The 26,181-nt window shown below is 70.7% G+C and carries 20 protein-coding genes; 10 read left to right on the forward strand and 10 right to left on the reverse strand.

The genetic code is table 11. The features are described from left to right. Positions 1–7: 7 nt before the first annotated feature. Positions 8–688, forward strand: a complete 681-nt coding sequence (locus tag ABZ809_RS16845) for a GntR family transcriptional regulator (RefSeq protein ID WP_357563415.1) — start codon at positions 8–10, stop codon at positions 686–688. Between the two features lies 1 nt (position 689). Here the strand turns inward: ABZ809_RS16845 and ABZ809_RS16850 are convergent, their stop codons facing one another. Continuing rightward, entirely contained in the window at positions 690–2,180 is a 1,491-nt protein-coding gene (locus tag ABZ809_RS16850) for an aldehyde dehydrogenase family protein (protein WP_357563416.1), read from the reverse strand. 75 nt (positions 2,181–2,255) lie between these two features. Between ABZ809_RS16850 and ABZ809_RS16855 the strand changes: the two genes are divergently transcribed. The 6 genes from ABZ809_RS16855 (at position 2,256) to ABZ809_RS16880 (ending at position 10,683) form a co-directional block, all read left to right on the forward strand. Further along, on the forward strand, positions 2,256–3,407 hold the full coding sequence (locus ABZ809_RS16855; RefSeq protein ID WP_357563417.1) for an acyl-CoA dehydrogenase family protein: 1,152 nt from the start codon (positions 2,256–2,258) through the stop codon (positions 3,405–3,407). A 572-nt stretch (positions 3,408–3,979) separates the two neighbouring features. Next, a complete protein-coding gene (locus ABZ809_RS16860; protein ID WP_357563418.1) occupies positions 3,980–5,221 on the forward strand; it encodes an ABC transporter substrate-binding protein in 1,242 nt (413 codons plus the stop codon). A gap of 74 nt (positions 5,222–5,295) precedes the next feature. Next, positions 5,296–7,236: an ABC transporter permease gene (locus ABZ809_RS16865; protein ID WP_357563419.1), complete on the forward strand. Its 1,941-nt coding sequence runs from the start codon at positions 5,296–5,298 to the stop codon at positions 7,234–7,236. After that, positions 7,233–7,988 (forward strand): ABC transporter ATP-binding protein, encoded by a 756-nt coding sequence (locus ABZ809_RS16870; protein WP_357563420.1) that lies wholly within the window; start codon positions 7,233–7,235, stop codon positions 7,986–7,988. Before ABZ809_RS16865 ends, ABZ809_RS16870 begins: the two co-directional genes overlap by 4 nt. After that, positions 7,985–8,725 (forward strand): ABC transporter ATP-binding protein, encoded by a 741-nt coding sequence (locus ABZ809_RS16875; RefSeq protein WP_357563421.1) that lies wholly within the window; start codon positions 7,985–7,987, stop codon positions 8,723–8,725. Before ABZ809_RS16870 ends, ABZ809_RS16875 begins: the two co-directional genes overlap by 4 nt. Positions 8,726–8,736: 11 nt before the next feature. Further along, positions 8,737–10,683 (forward strand): GMC family oxidoreductase N-terminal domain-containing protein, encoded by a 1,947-nt coding sequence (locus tag ABZ809_RS16880; RefSeq protein WP_357563422.1) that lies wholly within the window; start codon positions 8,737–8,739, stop codon positions 10,681–10,683. Positions 10,684–10,688: 5 nt separating this feature from the next. On the opposite strand, the gene ABZ809_RS16885 is transcribed toward ABZ809_RS16880, so the two are convergent. Beyond that, positions 10,689–12,836: a 3-hydroxyacyl-CoA dehydrogenase NAD-binding domain-containing protein gene (locus tag ABZ809_RS16885; RefSeq protein ID WP_357563423.1), complete on the reverse strand. Its 2,148-nt coding sequence runs from the start codon at positions 12,834–12,836 to the stop codon at positions 10,689–10,691. 10 nt (positions 12,837–12,846) lie between these two features. Next, positions 12,847–14,061: an acetyl-CoA C-acetyltransferase gene (locus ABZ809_RS16890; RefSeq protein ID WP_357563424.1), complete on the reverse strand. Its 1,215-nt coding sequence runs from the start codon at positions 14,059–14,061 to the stop codon at positions 12,847–12,849. A gap of 184 nt (positions 14,062–14,245) precedes the next feature. Between ABZ809_RS16890 and ABZ809_RS16895 the strand changes: the two genes are divergently transcribed. Both ABZ809_RS16895 and ABZ809_RS16900 read left to right on the forward strand, forming a co-directional pair. Further along, a complete protein-coding gene (locus ABZ809_RS16895; RefSeq protein ID WP_357563425.1) occupies positions 14,246–15,442 on the forward strand; it encodes a TetR family transcriptional regulator in 1,197 nt (398 codons plus the stop codon). Positions 15,443–15,586: 144 nt separating this feature from the next. Continuing rightward, positions 15,587–16,732: a TetR/AcrR family transcriptional regulator gene (locus tag ABZ809_RS16900; protein WP_357563426.1), complete on the forward strand. Its 1,146-nt coding sequence runs from the start codon at positions 15,587–15,589 to the stop codon at positions 16,730–16,732. Between the two features lie 12 nt (positions 16,733–16,744). Here ABZ809_RS16900 and ABZ809_RS16905 read toward each other — a convergent pair whose 3' ends face one another. From ABZ809_RS16905 to ABZ809_RS16915, 3 genes are all read right to left on the reverse strand, one after another. Next, complete coding sequence (locus tag ABZ809_RS16905; RefSeq protein WP_357563427.1) at positions 16,745–17,962, reverse strand: oxygenase MpaB family protein; 1,218 nt, start codon at positions 17,960–17,962, stop codon at positions 16,745–16,747. Between the two features lie 157 nt (positions 17,963–18,119). After that, positions 18,120–19,214: an NAD(P)-dependent alcohol dehydrogenase gene (locus ABZ809_RS16910; RefSeq protein WP_357563428.1), complete on the reverse strand. Its 1,095-nt coding sequence runs from the start codon at positions 19,212–19,214 to the stop codon at positions 18,120–18,122. 25 nt (positions 19,215–19,239) lie between these two features. Next, the gene (locus ABZ809_RS16915) at positions 19,240–19,710 is read right to left on the reverse strand and encodes a DUF4334 domain-containing protein (protein ID WP_357563429.1); all 471 of its coding nucleotides are present in this window, start codon (positions 19,708–19,710) and stop codon (positions 19,240–19,242) included. 113 nt (positions 19,711–19,823) lie between these two features. Between ABZ809_RS16915 and ABZ809_RS16920 the strand changes: the two genes are divergently transcribed. After that, positions 19,824–20,699 (forward strand): oxygenase MpaB family protein, encoded by an 876-nt coding sequence (locus ABZ809_RS16920; protein ID WP_357563430.1) that lies wholly within the window; start codon positions 19,824–19,826, stop codon positions 20,697–20,699. Here ABZ809_RS16920 and ABZ809_RS16925 read toward each other — a convergent pair. The 4 genes from ABZ809_RS16925 to ABZ809_RS16940 all read right to left on the reverse strand — a co-directional run bounded on the left by ABZ809_RS16925 (position 20,696) and on the right by ABZ809_RS16940 (position 26,148). After that, positions 20,696–22,564, reverse strand: coding sequence for an AMP-binding protein (locus ABZ809_RS16925; RefSeq protein WP_357563431.1), 1,869 nt, complete (start codon positions 22,562–22,564; stop codon positions 20,696–20,698). The genes ABZ809_RS16920 and ABZ809_RS16925 overlap by 4 nt on opposite strands. Before the next feature lie 293 nt (positions 22,565–22,857). Continuing rightward, on the reverse strand, positions 22,858–23,625 hold the full coding sequence (locus ABZ809_RS16930; protein ID WP_357563432.1) for a 3-oxoacyl-ACP reductase family protein: 768 nt from the start codon (positions 23,623–23,625) through the stop codon (positions 22,858–22,860). Positions 23,626–23,654: 29 nt separating this feature from the next. Continuing rightward, the gene (locus ABZ809_RS16935; protein WP_357563433.1) at positions 23,655–24,788 is read right to left on the reverse strand and encodes a phosphotransferase family protein; all 1,134 of its coding nucleotides are present in this window, start codon (positions 24,786–24,788) and stop codon (positions 23,655–23,657) included. After that, positions 24,781–26,148: an acyl-CoA dehydrogenase family protein gene (locus tag ABZ809_RS16940; protein WP_357563467.1), complete on the reverse strand. Its 1,368-nt coding sequence runs from the start codon at positions 26,146–26,148 to the stop codon at positions 24,781–24,783. The genes ABZ809_RS16935 and ABZ809_RS16940 overlap by 8 nt, the downstream gene beginning before the upstream one ends. Positions 26,149–26,181 lie beyond the last annotated feature (33 nt).

Here is a 26,181-nt window from a genome sequence, read left to right on the forward strand (position 1 = left end):
TAGTCGCGTGGCGCAGCGGAGCAAGGCCCAGGACGTATCTCATCCTCAGCTGTCAGAGACGGTGGCGAGCCTGCTGCGCGACCGGATCATGTCCGGCCAGCTGCGTCCCGGCGAACGGATCCGGCTCGAGGAGGTCGCCCAGGAGACCGGGCTGAGCATCACGCCGGTGCGCGAGGCCCTGCTGATGCTGCGCGCGGAGGACATGGTCGAGCTGCAGCCGCGGCGCGGCCACGTGGTCGCGCCGCTGTCCCGGCAGGACATCGTCGACGTGTTCGCCCTGCAGGGCGACATCGCCGGCGAGCTCGCCGCCCGGGTCGCCGTCAGCATCACGCCGGCCCAGCTCGACGACCTGCGGCGGCAGCACGAGCGGCTGCGCCGGGCCGCCCAGGCCAGGCAGATCAACCGGGTCGAGCAGCTCGAGTTCGAGTTCCACCGCAGCATCAACCGGCTGACCGACGCACGCAAACTGTCCTGGCTGCTGCGCACGGCGACGCGCTACACGCCGTCGCGGTTCTACGCGGCCAACCCGGAGTGGCGGGCGGGCATGATCGCCGATCACGAGGCCCTGCTCGACGCGCTCGAGGCCCACGACCCGGCCACCGCCCGACCGGTCATGGCCCGCCACTTCACCGACGGTGCCGAACGGTTGGTCAAGCATCTCGACGGCCTGGGGGTGTGGAGCGAGTGAGTCACGGGCGGCCATGGCGCCACTTGAACATCGCCCGCGAGAGCCGCATGGCGTGAGCGGTCGGTTGCAGCGTCATCACGTCGATCGGTGCCCGGAACCGCTGCCACGTGACCGACCGCGGCCGGCTGAACTCGCGCAGGCCGTCTGCGCCGTGGACCCGCCCGAAGCCGGAGTCGCCGACGCCGCCGAAGGGCAGTGAGGGCACGCCGGCGTACCCGAGCACCGAGTTGACCGACACCGCGCCCGCCCGCACCCGTGCGGCGAGCGCCAGTCCGTGCCGGCGGTGTCGAGTGAAGATCGAGCCGGAGAGCCCGTAGCTGGTCGCGTTCGTCCGGCGCAGCGCCTCGTCGGCGTCGGCCACCGGGTTGACCACCAGCACCGGGCCGAACGTCTCGTCGGTGACCGCCGTGCTGTCCTCGGGGACGTCGGCCAGCAGGACCGGCTCGACGAACGGCGGTCGCACCGAACTCGCGTCACCGACCACCGCCCGGGCGCCCCGGTCGATCGCGTCGGTGACGTGGCTCAGCACGATGCCGGGCTGGGCCGGCGTGCTCATCGGCCCGTACGGCGCGTCGGGCTCGGCACCTGGCCGGACCTGCCGCACCAGCTCGGCCAGCTTGGCCACGAACGGCTCGTACACGGCCTGCTCGACGTAGACGCGTTCGACTCCGGCGCACGTCTGCCCGGCGTTGCCCAGGCCACCGAACACAGCCGCCTGGGCGGCCGCGTCGAGGTCGGCGTCGGCCGTGACGATGAGCGCGTCCTTGCCACCGCCCTCGATCACGACGGGAGTCAGCCTCTCGGCGCAGGCGGCCATGACCGCACGCCCCGTCGCGGCCGACCCGGTGAACGCGATCTTGTCGACCGACGCACGGCACAACGCGGCACCGGTCGTGCCGTCGCCCGTGACGACCTGCAGGACCGGTCGATCGGGGAGCAGTTCGCTCCACCGCTGCGCCAGCCACACACCGACGCCGGAGGTGAACTCGCTGGGCTTGAACACCACCGCGTTGCCGGCGGCCAACGCGTGCGAGATCGCCCCCATCGGCGTGTAGACGGGGTAGTTCCACGGGCCGATGACGCCGATGACGCCGTACGGCACGTACTCCACGGAGCTGGCCTGGTTGAACGCGAGCATGCCGGAGGACACCGACCGCCGCCTCAGCACCCGCCGGGCGTGCCGGGCGGCCCAGTCCAGGTGCTCGACGGCGAGCATCACCTCCAGCTGGGCCCCCGCGACCGACTTGCCGGTCTCGCTCCGGATGAGGGCGGCCAGCTCGTCGATGCGGCTCGCCACGAGTGCCTTGTACGCGAGCAGATGACGCCGGCGTTGCCGGGCGTCCAGGCCGGCCCACCACCCCGCAGCGTCGCGCGCCTGTTGGACGGCGGCGTGCACCGCGGCTTCGTCGGCGATGTCGTGGGCGGTGCGGGGCTCGCCGGTCATCGGGTCGACGACGTGGAGCCGGCGAGGGTGCTCAGCGAGAGACGTCATCGGCTGCCTCCTGACATTTGATATTCGATAGTTTAGCCTTGCTGTCAATCCCCGTGTGACGCTGGAGGTACAGCTGTGGAGTGGAGCGACGAGCAACGATCACTTGTCGCGGCCGTGCAGGACTTCTGCCGCCGCGAGGCCGGAACCCGTGAACAGCGGCAGAAACTCACCAACGGCGGACGGGAGACCCACAGCCCGGAGTTGTACCGCAAGATGGCCGACCTCGGCTGGCTGGGCCTGTCCCTGCCGGAGGAGTTCGACGGCGGCGGCGCGGGCATGGTGGAGCTGTGCCTCTTCCTGGAGGAGACCGCGCGGGCGATGGCGCCGATCGGCGGCTTCACCACGTCGATCATCGTCGCCGCCACGTACGAGCGGTTCGGTTCGGCGGAGCAGAAGAAGCTCATCCTCAGCGGGGTGGCCCGGGGCGCCATCGAGGCGGTCGCGATGTCCGAGCCCGAGGCCGGCTCGGACGTGGCCAACCTGAGCTGCCGCGCCGAGCGCCGGGGCGACGGATTCGTCGTCAACGGCCAGAAGACCTGGTGTTCCAACGCCCATCTCGCCGAGCACATCCTGCTGGTCGCCCGCACGTCGGGCCGGGCCGGCGACCACGACGGCCTGACCATGTTCCTGGTCCCCGCCACGGCGCCCGGGCTGACCATCTCCGGCATCGAGACCATGGGCGGGCGCGAGGTCAACGACCTCTACTTCGCCGACTGCGTGCTGCCCGCCGACGCCGTCGTCGGCCAGATCGACAACGGCTGGCGGCAGTTGATGGCCGGGCTCAACATGGAGCGGCTGATCCTCGCCAGCGTGATGCTGGGGACCGCCCAGCGGGCGTTCGACGACGTCGTGGACTACGTCAAGAACCGGCGCCAGTTCCGCCGGCCGATCGGGTCGTTCCAGGTGATCCGGCACCGCCTGGCCGACCTGGCCACCGAGATCGAGTGCGCCCGGCTGCTGATCTACGACACCGCCGCCAAGGTCGACCGGTCCCCGGACACGGTGCTGCCCCGGGAGAGTTCGATGGCCAAACTCAAGGCCACCGAGGTCGCCCGCCGCGTCGCCCTGGACGCGATGCAGATGATGGGCGGCTACGGGTACGCGACCGAGTTCGACATGGAGCGCCTGGTCCGGTCCTCGATCGTGTCCACCGTCTACGGGGGCACCAGCGAGATCCAGCGCGAGATCATCGCGAAGACCTACGGACTGTCCGACCGGTTGCAGTGAGGCTGATCCACGACCAACCTGACCACCACGTCGCCGCCGGTCGGACGCGGGATCCCCGCCATCGTCACCGGCACCCAGTGACACACCGTCAGTGAACGCGTCACCAACGGTGTACACCCCGGCCTGAGAGTGTGCCAAACACTCACAGGCCGGGGTGTTTTGTTAGGCGCGGTTCGCAGCCATTGCTCGGATTCAGGCCTCCCGGCGTCGCCGTCCAGCCGACGCCCAGGCCCGGTAGGGCCACATAAAGCTCGAAGTGCTGGTGAAATCCGATTGCCAGGGCGCTGCCCGCGACCCTTCCCAAGAAGTTACGTGTGATTTACAGTGCCGTAAGCACGAACAGGACGCCCGCGCTATCGATCGCGGGCCGATCGCATGTCACCGCCGGTACCGCCGGTCCGGTCCCGCACCGGTCCGGCGGTGCGCCGTCCCTGGCATCCACCGACACCGCCAGCCACCAGCGGCAATGTCTGACGTGACGCCACAGGACAGGCCCGTCGCATCACGGGAAGTCGTTCGGTCGGCGCCTCGAACCGTTGACGGCACCGACCATCGCGTCGAAATGAGGTTCCATGCATAGAGCCCCTGCCGTCATCCGGGCTTCCACCGTTCTCGTCGCCGCCATGGTGGCCGCCACCGGCTGCGCTTCGGACGCCCCGAGCGCCCAGAGCACGACCTCGACGCTGTCCAAGCCACCGATCGTCGTGGGCTTCCTCAACCCGTCCGGCGGGCCGGTCCCCCAACCCGGCGCCGACACCGGGGCCAAGGCGGCGGTGTCCTACATCAACGGCGAGTTCGGCGGCATCAACGGCCACCCGATCGAGGTCGTCACATGCGACACCGACACGACGCCTGAGCGGGCCCAGTCGTGTGCCAACATGTTCGTCGAGAAGAAGGTGGTCGCCGTCATGGACGGCTACAACCTGTCGTCGAGCGCGGCCCTGCCGACCCTGACCGCCGCACAGATCCCGCTCGTCGGCATGATTCCGTTCGACTCCGTGACCGGCGCCAAGGCGGAGAACCGCGTGTTCTTCGCCGCGCCGCAGGCCGCCTTCCTCATCGGCGCCCTGCAGGCGTTCAAGACCGAGGGTAAGAAATCGGTGACGCTGGCCCTCGTCGACACCCCGTCGTCACACCAGACCATCGACAAACTCCTTCCGGTGGTGGCCAAGGCGCTCGAAATCGACGCCAAAGGCATCTATTTCTCCCCCACGAACCCCAACTTCACCGCCGTGGCCTCCACGATCGCCCGGGACAAGCCGGATGTGGGTGGCCTGGTCGCCGCGCCGAGCGAGGCCGTCTGCACCGCCCTGGTCAAGGCATTGCGGCAGTTGCGGTACCAGGGCGAGATCTTCACCGCCGCGTGCACCGACTACGTCAAGGGTGCCCCGCAGCAGGCTGCCGGCGGCGCGTTGTACTCGTCGAACTGGCTGCCCGCCGCGGCCCGGTACGCACCCCCGGAAGCCCAACGCGATCTGGCGCTGGCCGAGAAGTACATCTCCGCCGTGTCCGGCGGCACCGCCGGCTACTACGCGTTCGGGGAGTTCGCGCTCTTCATGAACTTCGCGAAGGCGATGTCCACGGCCACCGACGCCGACCTGACCGGCCCCGGTGTCCTCAAGACGCTCAAGGCGCTCAAGGACTTCCCGAGCTTCCTCGGCCCCAAGGTCACCTGCGGCAGCGCCACCTCCCCCAACTGCACCACCCAACTACTGCTGTTCGTGGTCCAGCCCGACGGTTCGATCAAGCCCGTCACCGACACCTGGATCACGCCCATCCCCCAGGTCATGAGCGTCATCCCCGGCGCGGTGTGAGCCCCCGGCGACGGCGTGCGCGGGCCGCACGCCGTCGCCCCCGTCCACGTCCGGGCCAGCACAAGGAATCGACCATGGATCAGCTCTTGTTGTTCGTCACGCTCGGCTTCGCCGGCGGGGCGGTGTACGCCGTGATCGCCGCGTCCATCGTGTCCCTGTACGCCGCCACCGGGGTCCTCAACTTCGCACAGGGCTCCCTGGCCCTCTGGGCGGTGTGGGTGGTGGCCGAGCTGCGGCAGACCGGCACGCTCGTGTTTCCCATCGGCGCCGTGCAGCTCAGCTCGCAACCGCTGCCGGCCTGGCCCGCTGTCGCGCTCGGCGTGCTCAGCGCGGCAGGGCTGGCGTTCGCCGCGCACTGGCTGGTGTTCCGGCCGCTGCGCACCGCTCCACCGTTGTCGCAGGTGGTCGCATCGGTCGGGCTGATGCTGGCGATCGCCGCGCTGGTTCCGCTGCGCTTCTCGACCGACGGCGTACTCGCGCCCGCCCTGCTCACGGACCGGACGCTGTCCGTGGGCGGCACCGTGGTCAACGTCAGTGACCTGCTGCTTCTGGTCGCGGCCCTGACGGTGGCCGTGGTCCTCTCGGTCTACTTCAGGTTCACCAGGTTGGGCGTGGCGACCCGGGCCGGAGCCGAAGACGAGCTCGCCGCCAGACTGACCGGGTTGTCGCCCGACCGGCTGGCCAGCGTCATGTGGCTGCTCACCGGTGCGGCGACGTCACTGGTGGCGGTTCTCGCCGCCCCGACACTCGGCCTCGACCCGATCGGCTACATGTTCTATGTCCTGCCGGGGCTCGCCGCCGCCCTGCTGGCCCGCCTGACCTCGATCATCATCGCGTGCCTGGCCGGTGTGGGTATCGGCATCCTTCAGTCGGTGTTGCTGTTGTTGAGCAGCTTCGATGGTTGGCCGGTCTGGGCCCAGGCCGGCCTCGGCGACGTGGTGCCGTTCCTGCTCGTGATCGTCGCGTTGGTCGTCCTGGGTCGGCACATCCCCGCACGGGGTGCGTTGGGCACGGTACGCATGCCGGCAGTGGAGCTGCCCCGACGGCCGTTGCCGGCCGCCGTGGCGCTGGCCGGGGCGGCTGCCCTGGCCGTCGGCCTGACGTCGGGCAGCTGGCGGTTCGGCGTCGTCACCTCGATCATCATGGCGCTCATCGCACTCTCGCTGGTCGTGCTCACCGGCTATCTGGGCCAGATCTCGCTCGCCGCGATGGCCTTCGCCGGTACCGCCGGGTTCCTGCTGTCCCGCGCGACGATGTCCTGGCACGTACCGTTCCCGCTGTCGATCGTGGTCTCGGCCGGCGCTGCCACGCTCGTCGGTGTGGTCGTCGGCCTGCCGGCGCTGCGGGTTCGCGGGGCGCAGCTCGCGGTCGTGACCCTGGCCGGCGCCGTCGCCCTGCAGCAACTCGTCTTCGCCAACCCGGCGCTGACCCCGTTCGAGGGCAACCTCATCGCGGACCCCACTCTGTTCGGCTGGGATCTGGCGGTACGCCGCGGTACCGACCTGACGACCTCCGCGTTCGCGACCACGGTCATCGTCATCGTCGGTGTGCTGGCCCTGGCCGTCGCCCGGATCCTGGCCGGCGCCACCGGCCAGTCGTTCCTGGCCGTCCGGTCCAACGAACGGGCCGCGGCAAGCGCCGGCATCAACGTTGCCCGCGTCAAACTGACTGGCTTCGCGCTCTCCGCGTTCCTCGCCGGTGTCGGCGGATGCCTCATCGGCTACAGCCGCTCACAGCTGTCGGTCGAGTCCTTCAACATAATCGTGGGACTCAGCGTCCTGTGCATGGCCTACGTCGGCGGGATCACCCGAATCAGCGGTGCGCTCATCGCCGGACTCGTCGCACCCCTCGGCGTGCTCTACACGCTGCTCAACGGCACGCTCGGCCTCGGCCGGTACTACACCCTCATCGCCGCCTGCGCCCTGGTCGTGACCGCCGTACTCAATCCGGCGGGTATCGCCGGCGGCGCCACCGGCCTGCTGCGCGGACACACCCGCCGGGAGGTCACCTCGTGAGCGAGACCCAGCCGCTGCTCACCACGACCGGCCTGACCGTCCGCTACGGCGGCGTGGTGGCCAACAACGACATCAGCATCCAGGTCAACGAGAACGAGGTCGTCGGGCTGATCGGCCCGAACGGCGCCGGCAAGACCACCTTCGTCGACGCCGTCACCGGATTCACCCCGGCCCAGGGCACGATCAGCGTGGCCGGACGACGGATCGACCGGCTCGCGCCCCATGAACGCCGCCGGACCGGTCTGGCCCGGACCTGGCAGGCGGGAGAACTCTTCACCGACCTGACCGTGCGCCAGAACATCGCGATCGCGTCCGGCCGGGGGCCCCTGCACAACCTCTGGAGTGACCTTGCCGGTCGTCGCCAGCCCGACCACGACGTCAACGGCGTGGTGGAGATGTTCGGCCTGCACTCGATCGCCGATCGCCGTCCTGATGAGCTGAGCCTCGGCCGGCAGAAGATCGTCGGCGTCGCCCGAGCCCTCGCCGGCGCCACTCGCGTCCTCCTGCTCGACGAACCGGCTGCCGGGCTGGACACCGACGAGAGCACCGAATTCGGCGGCCACGTCCGTGCCATCGCCGCATCGGGCCGGGCGGTGCTGCTCATCGAGCACGACATGAACCTCGTCGCCGACATCTGCGATCGCGTGTACGTCCTGGACTACGGGGCCGTCATCGCCTCCGGAACGCCAGGTGCCGTGCTCTCCGACCCGGCCGTGCGTACCGCGTACCTCGGATCGGAGCTCGTGCCGTGAGCGATGTCCTGAGTCTGCACCGCGTGACGGCTGGCTACTCCGACGTCCCCGCAGTCCGGGAACTCGACCTTCACGTCGGCGAGGGCGAGGTCCTGGCCCTGCTTGGCCCCAACGGTGCGGGAAAGACCACGGCGCTGCTGACCGCTGCCGGGGTCATCCGGCCGATGGACGGCACCGTCACCGCGTTCGGTCGGCCGCTGAGTGGACGGTTGGAGCAGAACGCCCGCGCGGGCCTGATCCTGGTACCTGACACACGAGGGGTGTTCCACAACCTGTCGGTACGCGAAAACCTCGCCCTCGCCCGAGGGTGGCGCGCCAACCTCGGGCATGCCCTCGACCTCTTCCCCGCCCTGAAACCACTGATGTCACGCCGGTGTGGTCAGCTGTCCGGCGGTGAGCAGCAGATGCTCGCCATCGCCAAGGCACTGGTCTGCCGGCCACGGGTCCTGCTCATCGATGAGATGAGCATGGGTCTGGCCCCGATCGCGGTCCAGGCCCTGCTGCCCGGCATCCGCGCACTTGCCGACCGGCTCGGTGTCGGCATCGTCCTCGTCGAGCAGCACATCGATCTCGCCCTGTCCATCGCCGACCGGGCGATGGTGCTTCACCACGGCCGAGTCGTGCTCACCGGGTCCGCCGCCGAGCTCCGCGCCGACCGGCGCAGTGTCGCCGAGGCCTACTTCGGTACCGCCCCCACGCCCGGCACCGGCCACTCGGAAACCCGCCCACCGCTCTGAAACGGAAAATCATGGAATTATCTGCCAAACAGCGCGCTGCCCTGGCAAGCATCTGCGACACGTTCGCACCAGGCGACGGAGCCGACCTGCCGCCGGCCAGTCAACTCGGCGCCGTCGAGGTCATGGCCGCGCTGGTGCTGCACAACCCTCGTACCGCCGAGGTCAGGCAGTTCCTCCGGCTGCTGGACCTGTGGGACTCCCCCGCCACCCAACTGGTCCTCGGCGGGGGCGCACGGCGGTTCTCCCGGCAGACCCAGGGGCGCCGCGAGCAGATGCTGCTCTCCCTGGCCGGGTCGAGCGTCACCCGCAAGCGGGCGCTCTTCCAGGCGCTCAAGGGCGCCGCCACCCTGTCCTACTACCTGGCACCCGGACCGACCGGTCATTCGCCACTGTGGGACGCCATCGGCTACCCCGGCCCGCTCGGCACCAGGGCCGACGCCCCCGAGCCCGTGCTGGCCCCGATCCGCCCGGCTGAGGCGACCACCCTGGACTGCGACGTCGTCATCGTCGGGTCGGGCGCCGGTGGCGGCACCGCCGCGGCCGTCCTCGCCGGCCGTGGCCTGGACGTGATCGTCGTGGAGAAGGGCGGGTACTACGACGACAAGGACTTCGACGGCGGGGAACTGTCCGGCCTGTCGCGGCTCTACGCCCCGGGCCCCTCGGCCACCGCGGAGGGCCAGCTGAGCCTTCTCCAGGGCCAGTGCCTCGGTGGCGGCACCGTCGTCAACTACAGCACGTCGTTCCGCACCCCGCCGCGCGTCCGCGACGAGTGGGCCGCGCTGGGCGTGCCGCAGTTCGCCACCGACGAGTACGACAGTTGCCTCGACGCGGTGTGGTCCCGGCTCGGCGTCAACCGCGACCACGGCCGGATCTCCTCCCGGGACGCGCTCATGGAGCGCGGACTGGCCAAGCTCGGCTGGCACGTCGACGAGATGCCCCGCAACGTCGACGGCTGCGACACCGGCGTCGAGTGCGGGCGGTGCGGCCTCGGCTGCCGTCTCGGCGCCAAGCAGTCGACGACCAAGACCTGGCTCGTCGACGCCCAGCGGGCAGGGGCGCGGCTCGTCGTCGGCGTCGACGTACGCACCGTCACCGTCCGGGCCGGCAGGGCGACCGGCGTCGCCGGCCACACCGCCGACGGCCATCCGGTGACCGTTCGCGCCCGCGCCGTGGTCGCCGCGGCCGGCAGCGTGCAGACGCCGGCCCTGCTACGCCGCTCCGGCCTCACCAACCCGAACATCGGCCGGCACCTCCACCTGCACCCGGCCACCGGCGTCTGGGGCGTGTTCGACGAGGAGGTCCGACCGTGGGAGGGCGGGATGCAGACCCGGTACTCCACCGAACACGCCGATCTCGACGGCCGCGGCTACGGCGTCATCTACGAGACCGCCGCCACCAACCCGGCCACCGCCGTGTCGTTCATGAGCTGGACGGGCGCCCAGGCCCACCTGGACCAGATGCGGTCGCTGCCGAACCTCGGCGGGGTCGGCATCATCACCCGCGACCGCGACAGCGGACAGGTGAAGGTCGACGGCGACGGCGAGCCGGTGGTGCACTACCGCCTCTCGGCCTACGACGCCGCCCACATGCGGGCCGGCATCTCCGGTGCCGCCCGTATCGTCGAGGCGGCCGGCGCCCGCAAGCTGTTCTCCGGACATCAGCGCGGCAGGATCTGGGAACGCGGCAAGGGCTCCATCGACGACTTCATCCGGCAGACGGACGCCCTGGGGACCGCGCCCGGCCAGGTCGCCATGGCCGCCCTGCACATCATGGGCGCGGCCCGCATGGGCGGCAGCAGCGCGACGTCGGTCGCCGGGCCGGACGGTGCCACGTGGGAGGTGCCGAACCTGGTCCTCGCCGACGCGTCCACCTTCCCGGCGTCGTTGGGCGTCAACCCGATGATCTCCGTAGAGGCCATCGCGTACATGAACGCCCAACGTCTCGCCGCCGGACTCTGACCTACCTATTCGAACCGCTCGCCCCGGTCGGCCTTGGCCAACAGCAGCGGGGGCGGGCTGAACCGGTCACCGTAGCGCTCCGCGAGCACCCGCGCGCGGGCGACGAAGCCCGGCAGCCCGCCCTCGTACTGGTTGACGTACTGCAGGACGCCGCCGGTCCAACTCGGGTAGCCGATGCCCAGGATCGAGCCGACGTTGGCGTCGACCACCGAGGTCAGTACGCCCTCTTCGAGGCACCGCACCGACTCGATCGCCTCGACGAAGAGCATCCGCTCCTTGAGGTCGTCGAAGGGCGTGTCGAGGTTCGTACCGCCGAAGTTGTCCCGCAGGCCCGGCCAGAGCCCGACCCGCTTGCCGTCGCGGTAGTCGTAGAAGCCGGCGCCGCCCGAGCGTCCCGGCCGGCCGTAGTCGTCGATCATCCGGTCGATGACGGCGTCGGCGGCGTGCGGCTGCCAGGTGCCGCCGGCGGCGACCGTCGCCGCGGCCGTCTCCTGCCGGATCCTGCGGGGCAGGGTGAGCGTCAGCTCGTCCATCAGCGCGAGGACCGGCGCGGGGTATCCGGCCTGGCTACTGGCCTGTTCGATCGTGGCCGCCGGGATCCCCTCGGCCAGCATCGCCACGCCCTCGTTGGTGAACGTCCCGATCACCCGGCTGGTGAAGAAGCCGCGGCTGTCGTTGACGACGATGGGCGTCTTGCGGAGCCGGCGTACGACGCCCAGGGCCCGGTGCAGCGTGGCCTCGTCGGTCTGCTCGCCGCGGATCACCTCGACCAGCGGCATCTTGTCCACCGGCGAGAAGAAGTGCAGCCCGACGAACTCCTCCGGCCTGCTGACGCCCTCGGCGAGCAGGGTGATCGGCAGCGTGGACGTGTTGGAGGCGATGAGCGCGCCCGGGGCGACCTGCTCGATCTCGGCGTACACCTTGTGCTTGAGCGCGGGATCCTCGAAGACCGCCTCGATGGCGAGGTCGATGCCGGCCAGGTCGGCGACGTCCCCGGTGGCCTGGATCCGCGCCAGGATCGCGTCGCGCTCGTCGGGTGTGGCCCTGCCCCGGGCGACGGCCTTGTCGAGCAGGCCCGCCGAGTAGGCCTTGCCCCGCAGCGCCCCCTCGACGGTCACGTCCTTGAGCACGACCTGCATCCCGGCCCGGGCGCACACGTAGGCGATGGCGGCGCCCATCATGCCCGCACCGACGACAGCCACCCGCCGCAGCGGCGGATGGCCCTCACCCACGTCCCGCGAGTTGGCGGTCTGTACGTCGAAGAAGAGCGCCTTGATCATGTTCTTGGAGATCTGGCCGGTGGCCAGCTCGGTGAAGTACCGCCCCTCGATGGTGAAGGCGGTGTCCAGGTCGACCTGCGCACCTTCGACGGCGGCGGCGAGGATGTTGGGCGGGGCGGGATAGGGCGCACCCTTGAGCTGCTTACGCAGGGTGGCGGGCATGGCCGGCAGCTGGGCGGCCAGCGCCGGGGTGGACGGGGTCCCGCCGGGGATCTTGTAGCCCTTGCGGTCGTAGGGCTGTGTCGCGTCGGGGTTGGCGGCGATCCAGGCGCGGGCCGCGCCCATCATGCCCGCCTCGTCGGCGGCGATCTCGTCGACCAGCCCGTGCGCGAGCGCGTCCTGCGGCCGGCGCCGCTGACCGCGCAGCAGCCAGTTGACCAGCGCGTCGGTCACGCCCAACAGCCGGACACTGCGCACGACGCCACCACAGCCCGGCAGCAGGCCGAGCGTGACCTCGGGAAAGCCGATCTCGATAGCCGGGTTGTCGAGCACGATGCGGTGGTGGCAGCCGAGGGCGAGCTCCAGCCCGCCGCCGAGGGCCGATCCGTTGATGGCGGCCACCACCGGACGACCGAGTGTCTCCAGTCGGCGCACGGCGTTCTTGAGCGCACGGGTGTCGGCCTCGGACGCCTCGGCGTCGGCCGGCGTCAGCCGCAGCAGGGATTCCAGGTCACCGCCGGCGAAGAACGTCTTCTTGGCCGAGGTGACGATCACGCCGGCGATCTGGTCGCGCTCGGCCTCGAGCCGATCCACGGTCGCCATGAAGCTCGCGGTGAACTCGTCGTTCATCACGTTCGCCGAACGCCCGGGGTGGTCGAGGGTGAGCAGGACGACGCCGTCGTCGCCGTGCTCCCACCGGATCGTGTTGACCATTCGTGACTCCTCAGATTCGTTCGATGACGGTCGCGATGCCCATGCCGCCGCCGATGCAGAGCGTGGCGAGCCCGTAGCGACCGCCGCGTCGCTCCAGCTCGTCGACGAGCGTGCCGAGGATCATGGCTCCGGTGGCGCCCAGCGGGTGCCCCATCGCGATCGCCCCGCCGTTGACGTTGACGATGTCCATGCTCAGACCCAGGTCGGCGACGAACCGCAGGACCACGGCCGCGAACGCCTCGTTGATCTCCACCAGGTCGAGGTCCTCGACGCCGAGGCCGGCCTTGGCCAGCGCCTTGCGCGCGGCCGGCGCCGGGCCGGTGAGCATGATCGTCGGATCGGCGCCGCTGAGCGCGGTGGCGACGACGCGCGCCCGCGGGGTCAGGCCGGCGGCAGCCCCGGCGGCCTCGCTGCCGACGACCACCAGCGCGGCGCCGTCGACGATGCCGGAGGAGTTGCCCGCCGTGTGCACGTGGTTGATGCGCTCGACCCAGTGGTACTTCTGCAGCGCGACCGCGTCGAAGCCGGCCTTCTCCCCGATGCCGGCGAAGGAGGGACGGAGCGCGGCGAGGCCCTCGGCTGTCGAGTCCGGCCGGATGTGCTCGTCGCGATCGAGCACCACCAGCCCGTTGCGGTCCCGCACGGGCACCACGGAACGGGCGAAGTAGCCGTTGGCCCACGCCTTCGCCGCCCGGGCCTGCGACTGCAGGGCGTAGCCGTCCACCACGTCCCGGTCGTGGCCGTCGAGGGTCGCGATGAGGTCCGCGCTGACGCCCTGCGGCACGAAGTCGGTGCGGAAGTTGGTCTCCGGGTCCAGCGCCCAGGCTCCACCGTCGGACCCCATCGGCACCCGGGACATCGACTCGACGCCGCCGGCGAGGACGAGGTCCTCCCAGCCCGAACGCACCTTCTGCGCGGCGATGTTCACCGCCTCCAGACCCGAGGCGCAGAAGCGGTTGAGCTGCACGCCGGCCACCGTGTCGGGCAGACCGGCGACGAGGGCGGCCGTCTTGGCGATGTCGGCGCCCTGGTCGCCCAGCGGGGACACCACCCCGAGCACGATGTCGTCGATCAGCGCCGGATCCAGGCCGGGCATCCGCCGCAGGGTCTCCCCGATCAGACCAGCGACGAGCGAAACCGGCTTAACCCCGTGCAGCGATCCGTTCGGCTTTCCTCGACCGCGCGGGGTGCGCAACGCGTCGTAGATGAACGCCTCCGTCGTCATGGCCAAGCTCCTTGCTGCTCACCCGGATGCGAATTGCGCCTAACTTTCGTTGAGTTCGCGGTCGCTTGTCAAGGAGACTCCGGCCACGAAGCGCGCTGGCCGCATTCGGCCCCGCCCGCGCACGGCGAGCGGGAAGGCCGACGGTCGCCGCGGCCTTCCCGCGAGGTGGCGCTAACGTGTAGGGGTGCGACCAGCAGCGAACGGCACGAGCCCCGTAGCGACGAAGCGGCCGAAAGACCGCAAGGACCGCATCGCGCTGGCCGGTGCCGAACTGTTCTGCGAGCGGGGCTACCACCGGGTCTCCGTCGACGAGATCGCCGCCGTCGTCGGCATCAGCGGTCCCGCCGTCTACCGGCACTTCCCGAACAAGTACGCGATCCTCGTGCACGCCACCCGGGAGGTCGTCGGTGCCCTGCTCGCCGCGACCGCCGACCCGCAGACGGGCACCACCGAGGGCGTCCTCGACGAACTGCTGGGCACGCTCGCCGGAGTCGCCGTGAGCAAGCGGCGCGTCGCCGGGCTGTACCAGTGGGAGGGCCGTTACCTCACCCCCGAGCATCGGCGGGAGTTCGCCGCGACCATGACCACGCTCGTCGGCCGCCTCGCCGCGCCCCTGCGCGAGCTACGGCCCGAACTGACCGCCGGGCAGGCGGAGCTGCTGGTCAACGCGGCGCTCAGCGCCTTCGGCAGCGTGGCCACCTACCGCGCGGCGGCCACCGGCACCGACACCGAACAGCTGCTCACCCGGGTCGCCTGGACCCTGCTGCGGGCCGACGCGCCCCAGGTGCCGCCCCAGCCGCGCGCGGCACCGGGCACCGCGCCGTTGCGCCCGGCGTCGCGCCGGGAACTGCTGCTGAGCGAGGCGATCCGCCTGTTCCACCGCCACGGCTACCACGCCGTCGCCGTCGAGGACATCGGGCGCGCGGCCGGCATGCAGGCCTCCAGCGTCTACCGCTACTTCCCCAGCAAGGCCGACCTGCTCGCGGCCGCCTACTACCGCGCCACCGACCGCCTCACCGGCGCCACGACCGCGGCGATCGCCGAGGCGAGCGACCCGCCCGACGCCCTGCGCCGGGTCGTGCAGGCCTACGTCGCCTTCGCGTTCGGCCAGAGCGACCTCGTCGCGGTCTACCTCGCGGAGAACAACAACCTGCCCGACGAGGACCGCCACCAGCTGCGCGGGGCACAGCGCTCGCACGTCGAGGAATGGGTGCGACTCGTCGGTACGGTCCGACCGGACCTGCCGGCCGCCGACGCCCGCGTGCTCGTGCACGCCGCACTCAACGTCGTCACCGACATCGGCCGGCTCGGCCGCTTCGACCGCACCGAGGGCTACGACGCCCAGACGGTCCGCCTCGCCCTCGCGGTGCTGCGTTCCTGAGCTGCCCGGCCCCGCCGCTCAGGGTGGGACGCGCTCAAGGCCCGCCGTGATCCCGAGGGCCTCGGCGGCGCTGTGATTGACTGCACGTATGGTCCCGTGTCTGCCCCCGTCCACCCGAGAGATCCTGTGACCACCGGGCCGACTGTGGCCACCCGACCGCGCAACCGCAAGCAGGCCATCGTCGAAGCGGCCGGGCAGATGTTCAGCGAGCGTGGCTACCACGCGGCGTCCATGGAGGAGATCGCCGCTGTCGTGGGGATCAGCGCGGCGGCGCTGTACCGGCACTTCCCGAACAAGTACGCGCTGTTCGCCGAGTGCGCCAACATCATGGTGGACAAGCTCGTCGCGGCCGTCGACGGGTGGCCACCCGAGGCGGCCCTGAAGGACGTACTCGCCGCCCTCATCCGGGTCACGGTCGCGCACCGCGCGTCGGGCGGCCTCTACCGGTGGGAGGCCCGCTACCTCGAACGCGAGGACCGCAGGCAACTTCGGACGAAGTTCGCGTACGTCGTGGACCGGGTGATCGAGATGGTGCGGCGCGAGTATCCGCTGCCCGACGAGCGCCTGCGGGCCGTGGCGGCCCTCGGGGTGATCGGGTCGGTCACGATGCACCACACCTCGATCGCCCAACGCCGGATCGAGGACCTGTTGCTGGCATCCGCCATGCACGTGGTCGCGACCGATCCGGCGGCGGCCACGGGCACCTCGCGCCTGGTCGAACTGCCCGCCCAGCCCGTGCCGCGCACCAGGCGCGCCGAGATCCTGGCAGCGGCCATCCCGTTGTTCGCGCGGGACGGGTTCGCCAACGTCACGAACGCACAGATCGCCCAGGCGGTGGGGCTCGCTCCGTCCGCCATCTATCGCCACTACCCCGGCAAGGTCGACATCCTGGTGGCCGCCTGTCTGCAGGCGGCGGGGCTGCTGGCCCAGGCCGTGGACCGGAGTCTTCGCCAGGCGGCCGACCCGCGTCAGGCCGTGGTCGCGCTGGCAGCGGCGTACGTGGCCTACTGTTTCGAGCACAACGCCCTCACCAGTGTCGCCGAAGCCGAGGTCGCCAGTCTTCCGGCCGACCTGCGGCGCCCCCTGATCCTCGCGCAGCGCGAGCACATCGCCGTCTGGGAGCAGCAGTTACGGCTGGTCCGGCCGGAGCTGGACCCGCGACAGGCCCGGCTGCTGGTCCATGCCGGGTTCGGCGTGGTGGTCGAGGCCGGGCGCGCCCTGCGCTGGCAGGACGCACCCGGCCACCGGGACACGGTCACGGCTCTGGTCACCGGATCCCTGACCCTGTGAGGGAAAGGCCGCTCAGCTGCCGGGCCGGTTGTGCGTCGGAATGGTGATGGGCGTGTGGCTCGACGAGGTGCCGTTGTTGAGGAAGAGCATCGCCAGGCCACGCACGAAGCGGTCGAACATGCCGAAGGTGCCGGGCATGACCGGCGACAACCCTTCGCGGAACATGACGTACGTCGGCCAGCCGACCTCGATCACGCCCCGTGACACCAGGTCACGCGGCAGCCTCAGCCAGTTGCCGATCTCGTCGCTGAGCACGTAGCGCGCGAACTCGCGCTGGAATCCCTTGGTGATACCCAGGTCGACCGACGAGGTCAGGTTCAGCAGGATGTCGGCCAGGTCGATGCCCTCCCGCGTCGGAGCGAGCAGTGGCGTCAGCGCGTACTCCGACTGCTCGTACGCGGCAGCCCAGGTGGCGGGGATGAACTCGTCGCGCACCCCCAGCAGGTGCAGCGCGACCTGCCACATGTGCAGGAAGGCCTCCTCCTCCGCGGCCGAGATCCGAAGGCCGTAGCGGCGCCACTCCGTCAGCTTGCGGTGCACGTAGGTGCCCAGGCTGTGGAAGGTGATCAGGATGTCGCCGTTGCTGATCGGGATCGGGTGGTCCGTGACCCCCCGCCACGCTGCCGACTGCGGCAGCAGGTGCCGCACCGCGGCGTGCGTCAGGCGCGTCTTGGTGGAGGTGGTGATGAACTTGCCCGTGGACTTGAAGGCGTCGGCCGGGTTCATGTCGTAGCCGTAGGTGAAGGTCTTGGCCGCCCGCGCCTTCATGTCGGCGCCGCCCTCGGACCAGTAGACGTTGCGGGCCTCCCGCGGGATCACCGTGCTCATGATGCCGCTGCCCAGGCCGTAGAGCAGGAACAGGTACATGCTCATGCGCTTGTTGAACTGGGCGGCGCGGTCCAGCTTGGCCTGGTCCGCCCACGACGGCAGGGTGTTGACCCTCCTGATGTACGTCGCGAGCGCGGGGGGCAGGCTGCTGGGCAGTGGGTCACCGTTCTTGATCCACGACTTGAACGCCTCGTTGACGGCCGGAATCTGGCCGTTGACCAACAACGACGCGACGAGCGGGTCGGTGTCGTCGTCCCAGACCTCCCACGGGTCGGTGACCGCGTCGGTTCCGGCAATCGAGTTGGCGGACGACCACGCCCACGCCTTGGGAGTGTCCGTCGCGGCTACCAGACCCAGCGCGGCACCGAGGGTCAGGATGCCTCTTCTGCTGAGATTTTGCATTAGCGCTCCTACCTACGGTCGGCCGGACATTGCCTTGAACACCGGCCTATGGCAACGATACGAGCAGGTTTCAAGTCATCCGGTCATGTGATTTTCTATTAACATAGAGGAGCATGACTCTGCCGGCAAGAGGTCATGTGGCGGCGGCCTCGTCCCCTCAGCCGAAGGTCAGGACGGGCTTGATGGCGGTGCCGTCGCGCATGCCGGCCACGGCGTCGCCGATGTTCTCGAAGGGGAAGGTGGCGATGAGCCGGTCCAGCGGGAAGAGGCCCCGCTGGTGGAGGTCGACCAGCTCGGGGATGAAACGCGCCGGGTCCGCGTCGCCCTCGATCACGCCGTGGACCCGGATCCCCTTGCTGAGCAGGCTCATGACGTCGAACGCGACGTCGGTGCCGACGCCGACGAGGGCGAGGTCACCCCGGGGCCGCAGGGCGGCGACGGCCTGCCGGAGCATTTCCGGCCGGCTGGTGGTGTCCACGATGTGGTGTGCGCCGCCGCCGGTGAGGTCGCGCACGGTGGTGGCCAGGTCGTCGGCCGCACTCGGGTCCAGGGCCGCCTTGGCGCCGAGCTCGATGGCGAGGGTGCGTCGCGAGGCGACCGGCTCGATGACGACGACCGGGTCGCAGCCCAGGACGACCGCTGCCATCAGCGCGCTGAGTCCGACCCCGCCGGCACCGATGACGACCAGGGAGTCTCCCGGCTCGGGGCGCAGCCGGTTGAACACCGTACCCGCCCCCGTCTGCACACCGCAGCCCAGCGGCGCGGCGACGGCGGCCGGCAGGTTGGCGGGAACCCGGATGGTGTTGCGCTCCCGGGCGAGCGCGAACGTGGCGAAGCTCGACTGGCCGAAGAAGTTGCCGTGGACGGCGGCCCCGTCGCGGGACAGCGGCCTGCTGCCGTCGCCCCGGCCGCCGGAGGTGTTCAGGAGCCGCTGCGAGTGGCAGTAGGCCGGGTGGCCCGCCGCGCACTGCTCGCACGAACCGCAGCTGTCGAAGGTCAGGCAGACGTGGTCGCCCGGCGCGAGGCCCGTCACCTCCGCGCCGACCGCCTCGACCACACCGGCCCCCTCGTGACCGAAGACCATGGGGGTGAGCCGCCGGGGCCAGACCGCCTGCATGCTGAGGTCGGTGTGGCACAGGCCTGCCGCGGCGATCCTGACCAGCACCTCGTGCGGCCGTGGAGCTTCGAGATCCACGGCCTGGATGACGAACGGCCCGCCCGGGGTGTCGGTGACGGCTGCCCGGATCCGCATGACGAACTCCTCCGTGCGACCGGACTCAGGCGACGCGATCAAGAACGAAGTAGAAGAAGGGGCCCTCGGCGGCGAATCGCTTGCCGTTCATGATCCCCATGAGGGTGTGCTCGTCGACCCGCTTGAAGTGGTCGAAGACCGGCTGGCCGTCGTAGACCATCGTCGCGGTCGACTCGCCGCGGAACTCGACGGTCCACAGGCTTGCCTCGCCCTTGCCGAGCACCGTGTCGGAGTACAGCTCGCCCTTGTCGTTCCGGCAGATCAACGGCTTGGCGTCCTGGACGGTGACGAAGGTCTTGCCATACCACCCCACCCGGTCGAGCTGCCCGTTGAGGGGGTGCCCCGTGACGAACTCACTGCCCTTCCACTCACCGAGGATCTCCTCGGGGCGGACCGTCTCCAACACGGCCCAGATCTCGTCGAGTTCGACGGCGGAGACCAGGCCTTCCTCCCTGCGTAGCTCGGAGAAGCGGGCTCGGGCCTTGCTGGCGTCCATCATGGCTTCCTCTCGCCGTGTGCCGTGGCATGGGTGGGAACATCAGCCGGGGCGGCCTGTCTGGCCTTGACACGGGCCGGGCCTTCGCGGAATCTGCTTGCGAGGTGGTGGCGATGGCTGATGGCGGTCGATACCGCTGGTTGCGTCGCATCGAGGCGCTCGACCCCGTAGGCGACCATCACGAGATCTACCGGATCTCGATCGGATACGAGTTTCCCTTCGACTACCAGCGGGCGCTGGAGCTCGCGCTGCTGCGCACCTACTGCGTGCCGAGCATCTCCGCCCTGCTCGACGCGACCGGCGAGTTCCGGCTGCGGGCGCAGCAGCGGTACGACGACACGGCCCTGCTGATGGCGGAGATGGCGGAGCACGGATACGACTCGCCGCGCGGCAGGCAGGCGCTGAAGGTCATCAACCGGGCGCACCACCGGTACGCGATCTCCAACGACGACATGCGCTACGTGTTGTCCACGTTCGTGTACGAGCCGATCGAGTGGCTGGACCGGTTCGGCTGGCGCCGGCTGCACGAGCACGAGCGGTTGGCGGCGTTCCACTACTACCGGGCGGTCGGTACGCGGATGGGCATCCGCGACGTGCCGAACGAGTTCGACGCGTTCTGGGACTTCAAGCGCGAGTACGAGCACGCCACCTTCCGCTACGCCCCGACCAACCAGCGGATCGCCGAACACACCCTGGACCTGTTCGGCTCGTGGTACCCGAGGCCGTTGCGCCGCGGGGCACGGCTCGGCGTGGTCGCACTGCTTCCCGCCGAGCTGCGCACCGCCTTCGGGTTGCCGGCCGCACCGCGCTGGCTGTCCACGGTGGTCACGGGCGGCTTGCGCACCCGGGCCGGGGTGGTGCGGTTGCTGCCCCCGCGCCGCACGAGCCGGTTGACCCACGCGCCACGCAACCGCACCTACCCCGGCTATCCACACGGATACCGGCCCACCGATCTGGGTGCGCCGCCGCCCGACCTCAACCGGCACTAACCCGTGGCGGACTCGACCGCCACACCCGCCGACCCGTAGAGGGCGTCGATGCTCTCGCCGTAACGATCGACGATGACGCGGCGTCGCAGCTTCAGGGTGGGGGTCAGCTCGCCCGACTCCGGCGTCCAGCTCGACGGCAGCACCTGGAAGGTCTTGACCTGCTCGGGCCGGGCGAGACTGGCGTTGGCGGCGTCGACGGCGGCCTGGATCTCGGCGAGCAGCAGCGGGTCCGAGGCCAGGCCGGGCAGCTGCGCCTCGCTGATGCCGCGCGCCCGCGCCCACTGGGGCGCGACCTCGTCGTCCAGCACGATCAGCGCCGTGACGTAGGGGCGCCGGTCGCCGATCGCGACCGCCTGGCCGATGAGCGGATGCGCCCGAAGCAGCCCCTCGATGTGCGCCGGCGAGATGTTCTTGCCGCTCGAGGTGATGATGAGTTCCTTCTTGCGGTCGGTGACGGTGAGGAAGCCGTCGTCGTCGATCGTGCCGACGTCGCCGGTGGCCAGCCAGCCGTCCGCGTCGACGACCGGCTCGACGCTGCCGTCGCCGCGCAGATACCCGGAGCAGACCAGCGGCCCGCGCACGAGGATCTCGCCGTCGTCGGCCAGGCGTACCTCCATGCCGATGTGGGGCCGGCCGACGGTCCCGGTGCGGAAGCGGTCCGGGGTGTTGATGGTGGCGGTGCCGGTGGTCTCGGTCAGGCCCCACACCTCCAGCACGTCGACGCCGAGCCCGGCGAGGAACCGCAGTACCTCGACCGGGATCGGGGCGGCGCCGCTGCCGGCCCAGACCATGTTGTGCATGCCCAGTGTGGACTGGATCGGTCGCAACACCGCGGCTTCGACCTGCGCCAACCGGGCGGCCAACTCGTCGGGCACAGGCTGGCCCGCCGCGCGCAGCCCGTACGCCTCCAGGGCGGTGGCGCTCGCGGCGCTGAAGGCGGCCTGCACCGCCGGCTCCGCGCCGGCCAGATGGGCCTGGACGCCGGCGGCCATCTTCTCCCAGATCCTCGGCACGCCGAAGAACGAGGGCGGACCGACCGCGCGCAGGGCCGCGACGAGCTGGGTGGCGTCGGGACAGATGGTCACGTGACCGGCGCGGTAGATGGCGTTGTAGATGCCCAGGAACCGCTCGGCGATGTGGGCCAGCGGCAGGTAGGCCACCGACGGCGCGTGATCGGGGACGGACACGTTGGCCTCGAGGGACACGGCCTGATAGATCACGTTGTGGTGGCTGAGCACGACGCCCTTGGGCTCACCCGTCGTCCCCGACGTGTAGAGCAACGTCACCGGCTGCTCGGGTCGGACCTCACGCCAGCGCCGCTCGAAGGCGTCCGGGTCGGCCTGGTGCGCGGCCCGGCCGAGCGAACGCACCTGTGACAGCGGCACGGTCTCCGGGGTCGTGTCGCCGGGGTCGGCCTCGTCGACCAGCACGACCCGGCGCAGGTGGGGCAGGTCGGGCAGGATCGAACGCCAGCGGGCCAGCGCGGCGGGCCCCTCCAGCACCAGCACCTGGGCGCCGCTGTGCAGCGCCAGGTATCGCATCTGGTCGGTGCTCAGCGTCGGATAGATCGTGGAGGGCACCGCGCCCAGATGGACCGCCGCGAGGTCGACCAGCCAGTGTTCCGGCCGGCTCGACATCATGATCAGCATGTGGCGGCCCGGCTCCAGGCCGATCTCGGCCAGGCCGCCGGACAACTCGGCGACCTCGTCGCGCAGCTCGGCCCACGTGCGGGTGTCGTCGCGGTCGAACGTGGTCAGCGCCGGCAGATCGGCGAACTCGGTGGCGTTGCGGTGCAGGAGTGCGGGGACGGTCAGGTCGGCAGCCGTCTTGGCGCATCGTTCGGCAAGGGTCTCGGCAGGGTCCATGGGTTACTCCTTCAACCGTAAACCGGGCCTGGTGGTGGTTTGAGTTGAGGCCGGCGCACCCTCGTCGTGGTGCCGTCGAGGCCGCCGCAGCTTATGACAGCACTGTAAACGAGGGTTAACTTCCTGGGAAGGAGCGATTGGGAGTACGTGCTCACCTGAGTTACGTTTGTGGTCGGTGGACGAACGCAGACTAACCGGGTAGGCCGGCCCGGCAGGTGGCCGGCCGTGGCCCGGACGTCACTGTCGGAGACCGCGGATGCGACGGGAGACGGAATCCGCGACGTCGCCGGTGGTCACTGCGCGGTCCAGCCGCCGTCCACGTGCAGGACGCTGCCGGTGACGTAGCTGGCTGCGTCCGACGCCAGGAAGGCGACAGCGCCGACGACCTCACGCGGCTGGCCGAACCGGCCCATCGGGATCCGCTCGCGCAACCGTTTCGACCACTGGTCGTGGCTGCGCAGGCCCTCCGTCATCGGCGTCTCCAGGTAACCGGGCGCCACCGCGTTCACGCGTACGCCGGCCGCCGCCCACTCCAGCGCCAGCGTCCGGGTGAGCTGCTCCACCCCACCCTTGCTGGCGCTGTAGGCGGCCAGTCGCGGAAGGCCGACCTGGCCGTGGACCGAGGACATGTTGACGATGCTGCCCGTGCCCTGCTCGATCATGAACGCGCCGGCGGCGCGGGCGCAGACGAACACCCCGGACAGGTTGGTGTCGATCACCTGCTGCCAGTCCGCGACGCTCAGCCGCTCGCTGCGTTGCAGCGCCGGACTGATCCCGGCGTTGTTCACCAGGATGTCGAGGCGATCCCACCGCTGCCGGGCCAACGCCACGGCGGCATCGGCAGTGGCCTCGTCGGTGACGTCACCGGCGACGATGTCCGCCGTGCCGCCGTTGGCCACGATCTTGTCCCGCACCGCCTCCAGCGCCGCCAACCGGCGCGACTGGAGGATCACCGCCGCGCCGGCCTCCGCCAGTCCTTCGGCGATCGCCGCTCCCACGCCCTGGCCGGCGCCCGTCACCCAGGCGACCTTGCCCTGAAGCAGTCCCTTGACCATGGTCATTGTCGGAATCCTCTCTGTGGAGGTCTTCGTCACGAACCCAGCGCCGCGACGCCCTGCCCGTCCACGACCCGCAGGCCCATCTCCACGAGCGCCGCCGCTGCCCCCGCCATGTCTGCCGCGCCCGGTCCCAGCTGCTTGCCCTGAAGATGGCGGAAGTGGATCGACTCCATGATGACCGCGAGCTTGAGGCAGGTGAGTGCCAGGCACACGTCGAGGTGGTCGCGGTCGACCGGACGGATGGCGGTGTAGGCGCGCAGGACGGCCGCGCGATCACCGAAACCGGGCCGGTCCGTCACGCCGAGGGCCACCGGAACGTGCCGCCGCAGTGCGTCACCGGGCTCGGTCCAGTAGACGAGCAGGAGCGCGACGTCGCACACCGGATCACCGCGGGTGGCCATCTCCCAGTCCAGCACCGCGCGTACCCGCGCGGCGTCCGGCGCGAGGATGAGATTGTCCAGCCGGTAGTCGCCGTGCACGAGCGTCCAGGCCCGGTCGGCGAACGCGTCCGTGCGCGCGGCCAGCCAGCGCGCGAGCCGGTCGAACCCCGGCAGGTCACGCACCTTGGTCCGCTCCCACTGCGCGGTCCACAGCGCGGCCTGCCGGCTGAGGTAGCCGACCGGCTGGCCGAAGGTCTCCAGGCCGGTGCCGGTGAGGTCGGCGTCGTGCAGGGTCGCCAGCGTCCGGACGAGGACGTCGGTGGTCGCCGCCGCGCGTTCCGCGCAGAGACCGGCGCAGTCGGCCGCCGAGGACAGCACGACGCCGTCGACGTGCTCCATGACGAGGAAGGGGGCGCCGACGACGGACCGGTCCTCGCAGAGCAGGTACGGCCGGGCGGTCGGCACCGCCGTCCGTTCGAGGCCGCGCAGGACGCGGTACTCGCGCGCCATGTCGTGCGCTCTGGGCATCACGTGGCCGAGCGGCGGACGACGCAGCACCCAGGATCTGCCGCCCTGGCCGATGCGGTACGTGAGGTTGCTCCGGCCGCCGGTGAGAAGTTCGGCGTGCCACGGCGCGGCGGGATCGGCGTCAGGTAGACGCCCCCCGAGGTAGGCGGCCAGCCGGCCGAGCGACAGGCCCGGCGGATCCACACCCGCGCCTGCGGATGCCGACCCGATCAGGGTTCCGGCCTCCGTCCGGAGCGGGCCGGCGCCCTCGTCAGCCATGCGCTGCTCCGCCGGCACGGGCGGCCTCGTACCGCCGGACGGCGCGGCGGGCCACCGCCCAGCGATGCACCTCGGACGCACCGTCGTAGATACGGAACGGGCGCACCTCGGCAAGGAACCGCGCCAGCGGCAGGTCGTGGGAGACGCCCTGCCCGCCGCACAACTGCACCGAGCGGTCGACGATGCGCCCGACGGCCTCGGAGACGAACGTCTTGGCGATCGATGTCTCGTGGTTCGCGTGGCCACCCGCGTCAAGCATCGCGGCGGTGGTCCGGATCAGCGACCGGGACGCCGCGATGTCGATCTCGTTGTCGGCGATGAGGTGCTGTGCCAGGCCCAGATCGGCGAGCCGGCTACCGAACAGCTCGCGCTCGACGGCGTAGCCGAGCATGATCTCGTGAGCGCGGCGGGCGACACCGAGCCAGCGCATGCAGTGGGTGAGGCGGGCGGGCCCGAGCCGGACCTGGGCGTTGGCGAAGCCGCGGTCGACCTCGCCCAGCACGGCTGACGACGGCACCCGGCAACGCTCGAACACCACCTCGCAGTGTCCGCCGGTGAAACCGGCATCGATGGTCGGGATGTGCCGGCCGACCGACAGACCGGGAGTGCCGGCGTCGACGAGGAACATCGTCGCGGCGTCGGCACCCGTGCGTGCCATCACGATGAAGAAAGCGGCGCCGTCGGCGCCGGTGATGAACCACTTCCTGCCGTCGATCAGCCAGTCTCCGCCGTCACGTACGGCCGTCGTGGTGAGCGCCGCGGGATCGGATCCGGCGCCCGGGGCGGGCTCGGTCATCGCGAACGCCGAACGGGCGTCGCCGGCGACCAACGGCCGGAGGTACTGCTCGCGCTGCGAGGGCGTGGCGACGTGTTCCAGCAGCGTCATGTTGCCCTCGTCGGGCGCCGCGCAGTTCATGACGAGCGGGCCGTGCAGACTCCGGCCGGACTCTTCGAGAGCGTCGGCCTGTTCGAGCATCGACAATCCCAAACCGCCGTACTCGGTGGGTGCCGACGGGGCGAACACGCCGGCGGCGCGGGCGGCCGCGCGAAGCCCCGCGCGGAGTTCGGGGTCGGCCTCGATCTCGCGCTCGACGGGGATCACCTGACGGTCGATGAAGGCTCTCACCCGCCCCGTCAGGTCCTGCGCGTCCCCGCCGGGCGTCGTACCCACGTTCACCTCGGTGCCTCCTGGTCGCTCCGGTCGCCTCGCGACCGACGTCTCCACCGGGCTCCCGGCGGTCCGCAGTGGATCGGGTCGAGCCGGCGGCTTGGATTCACGCGCATCGGTCCGCGCCCGCCACAGCATAGATAGATCACCATCACATTCATCCTTGTGATCACCGACACAGTGTGCTCTCATCTGATACACGGGCGCAACATTCGTTTCATCGTA

This window comes from Micromonospora sp. NPDC047074 (assembly GCF_040643815.1).
Lineage (GTDB): Bacteria > Actinomycetota > Actinomycetes > Mycobacteriales > Micromonosporaceae > Micromonospora.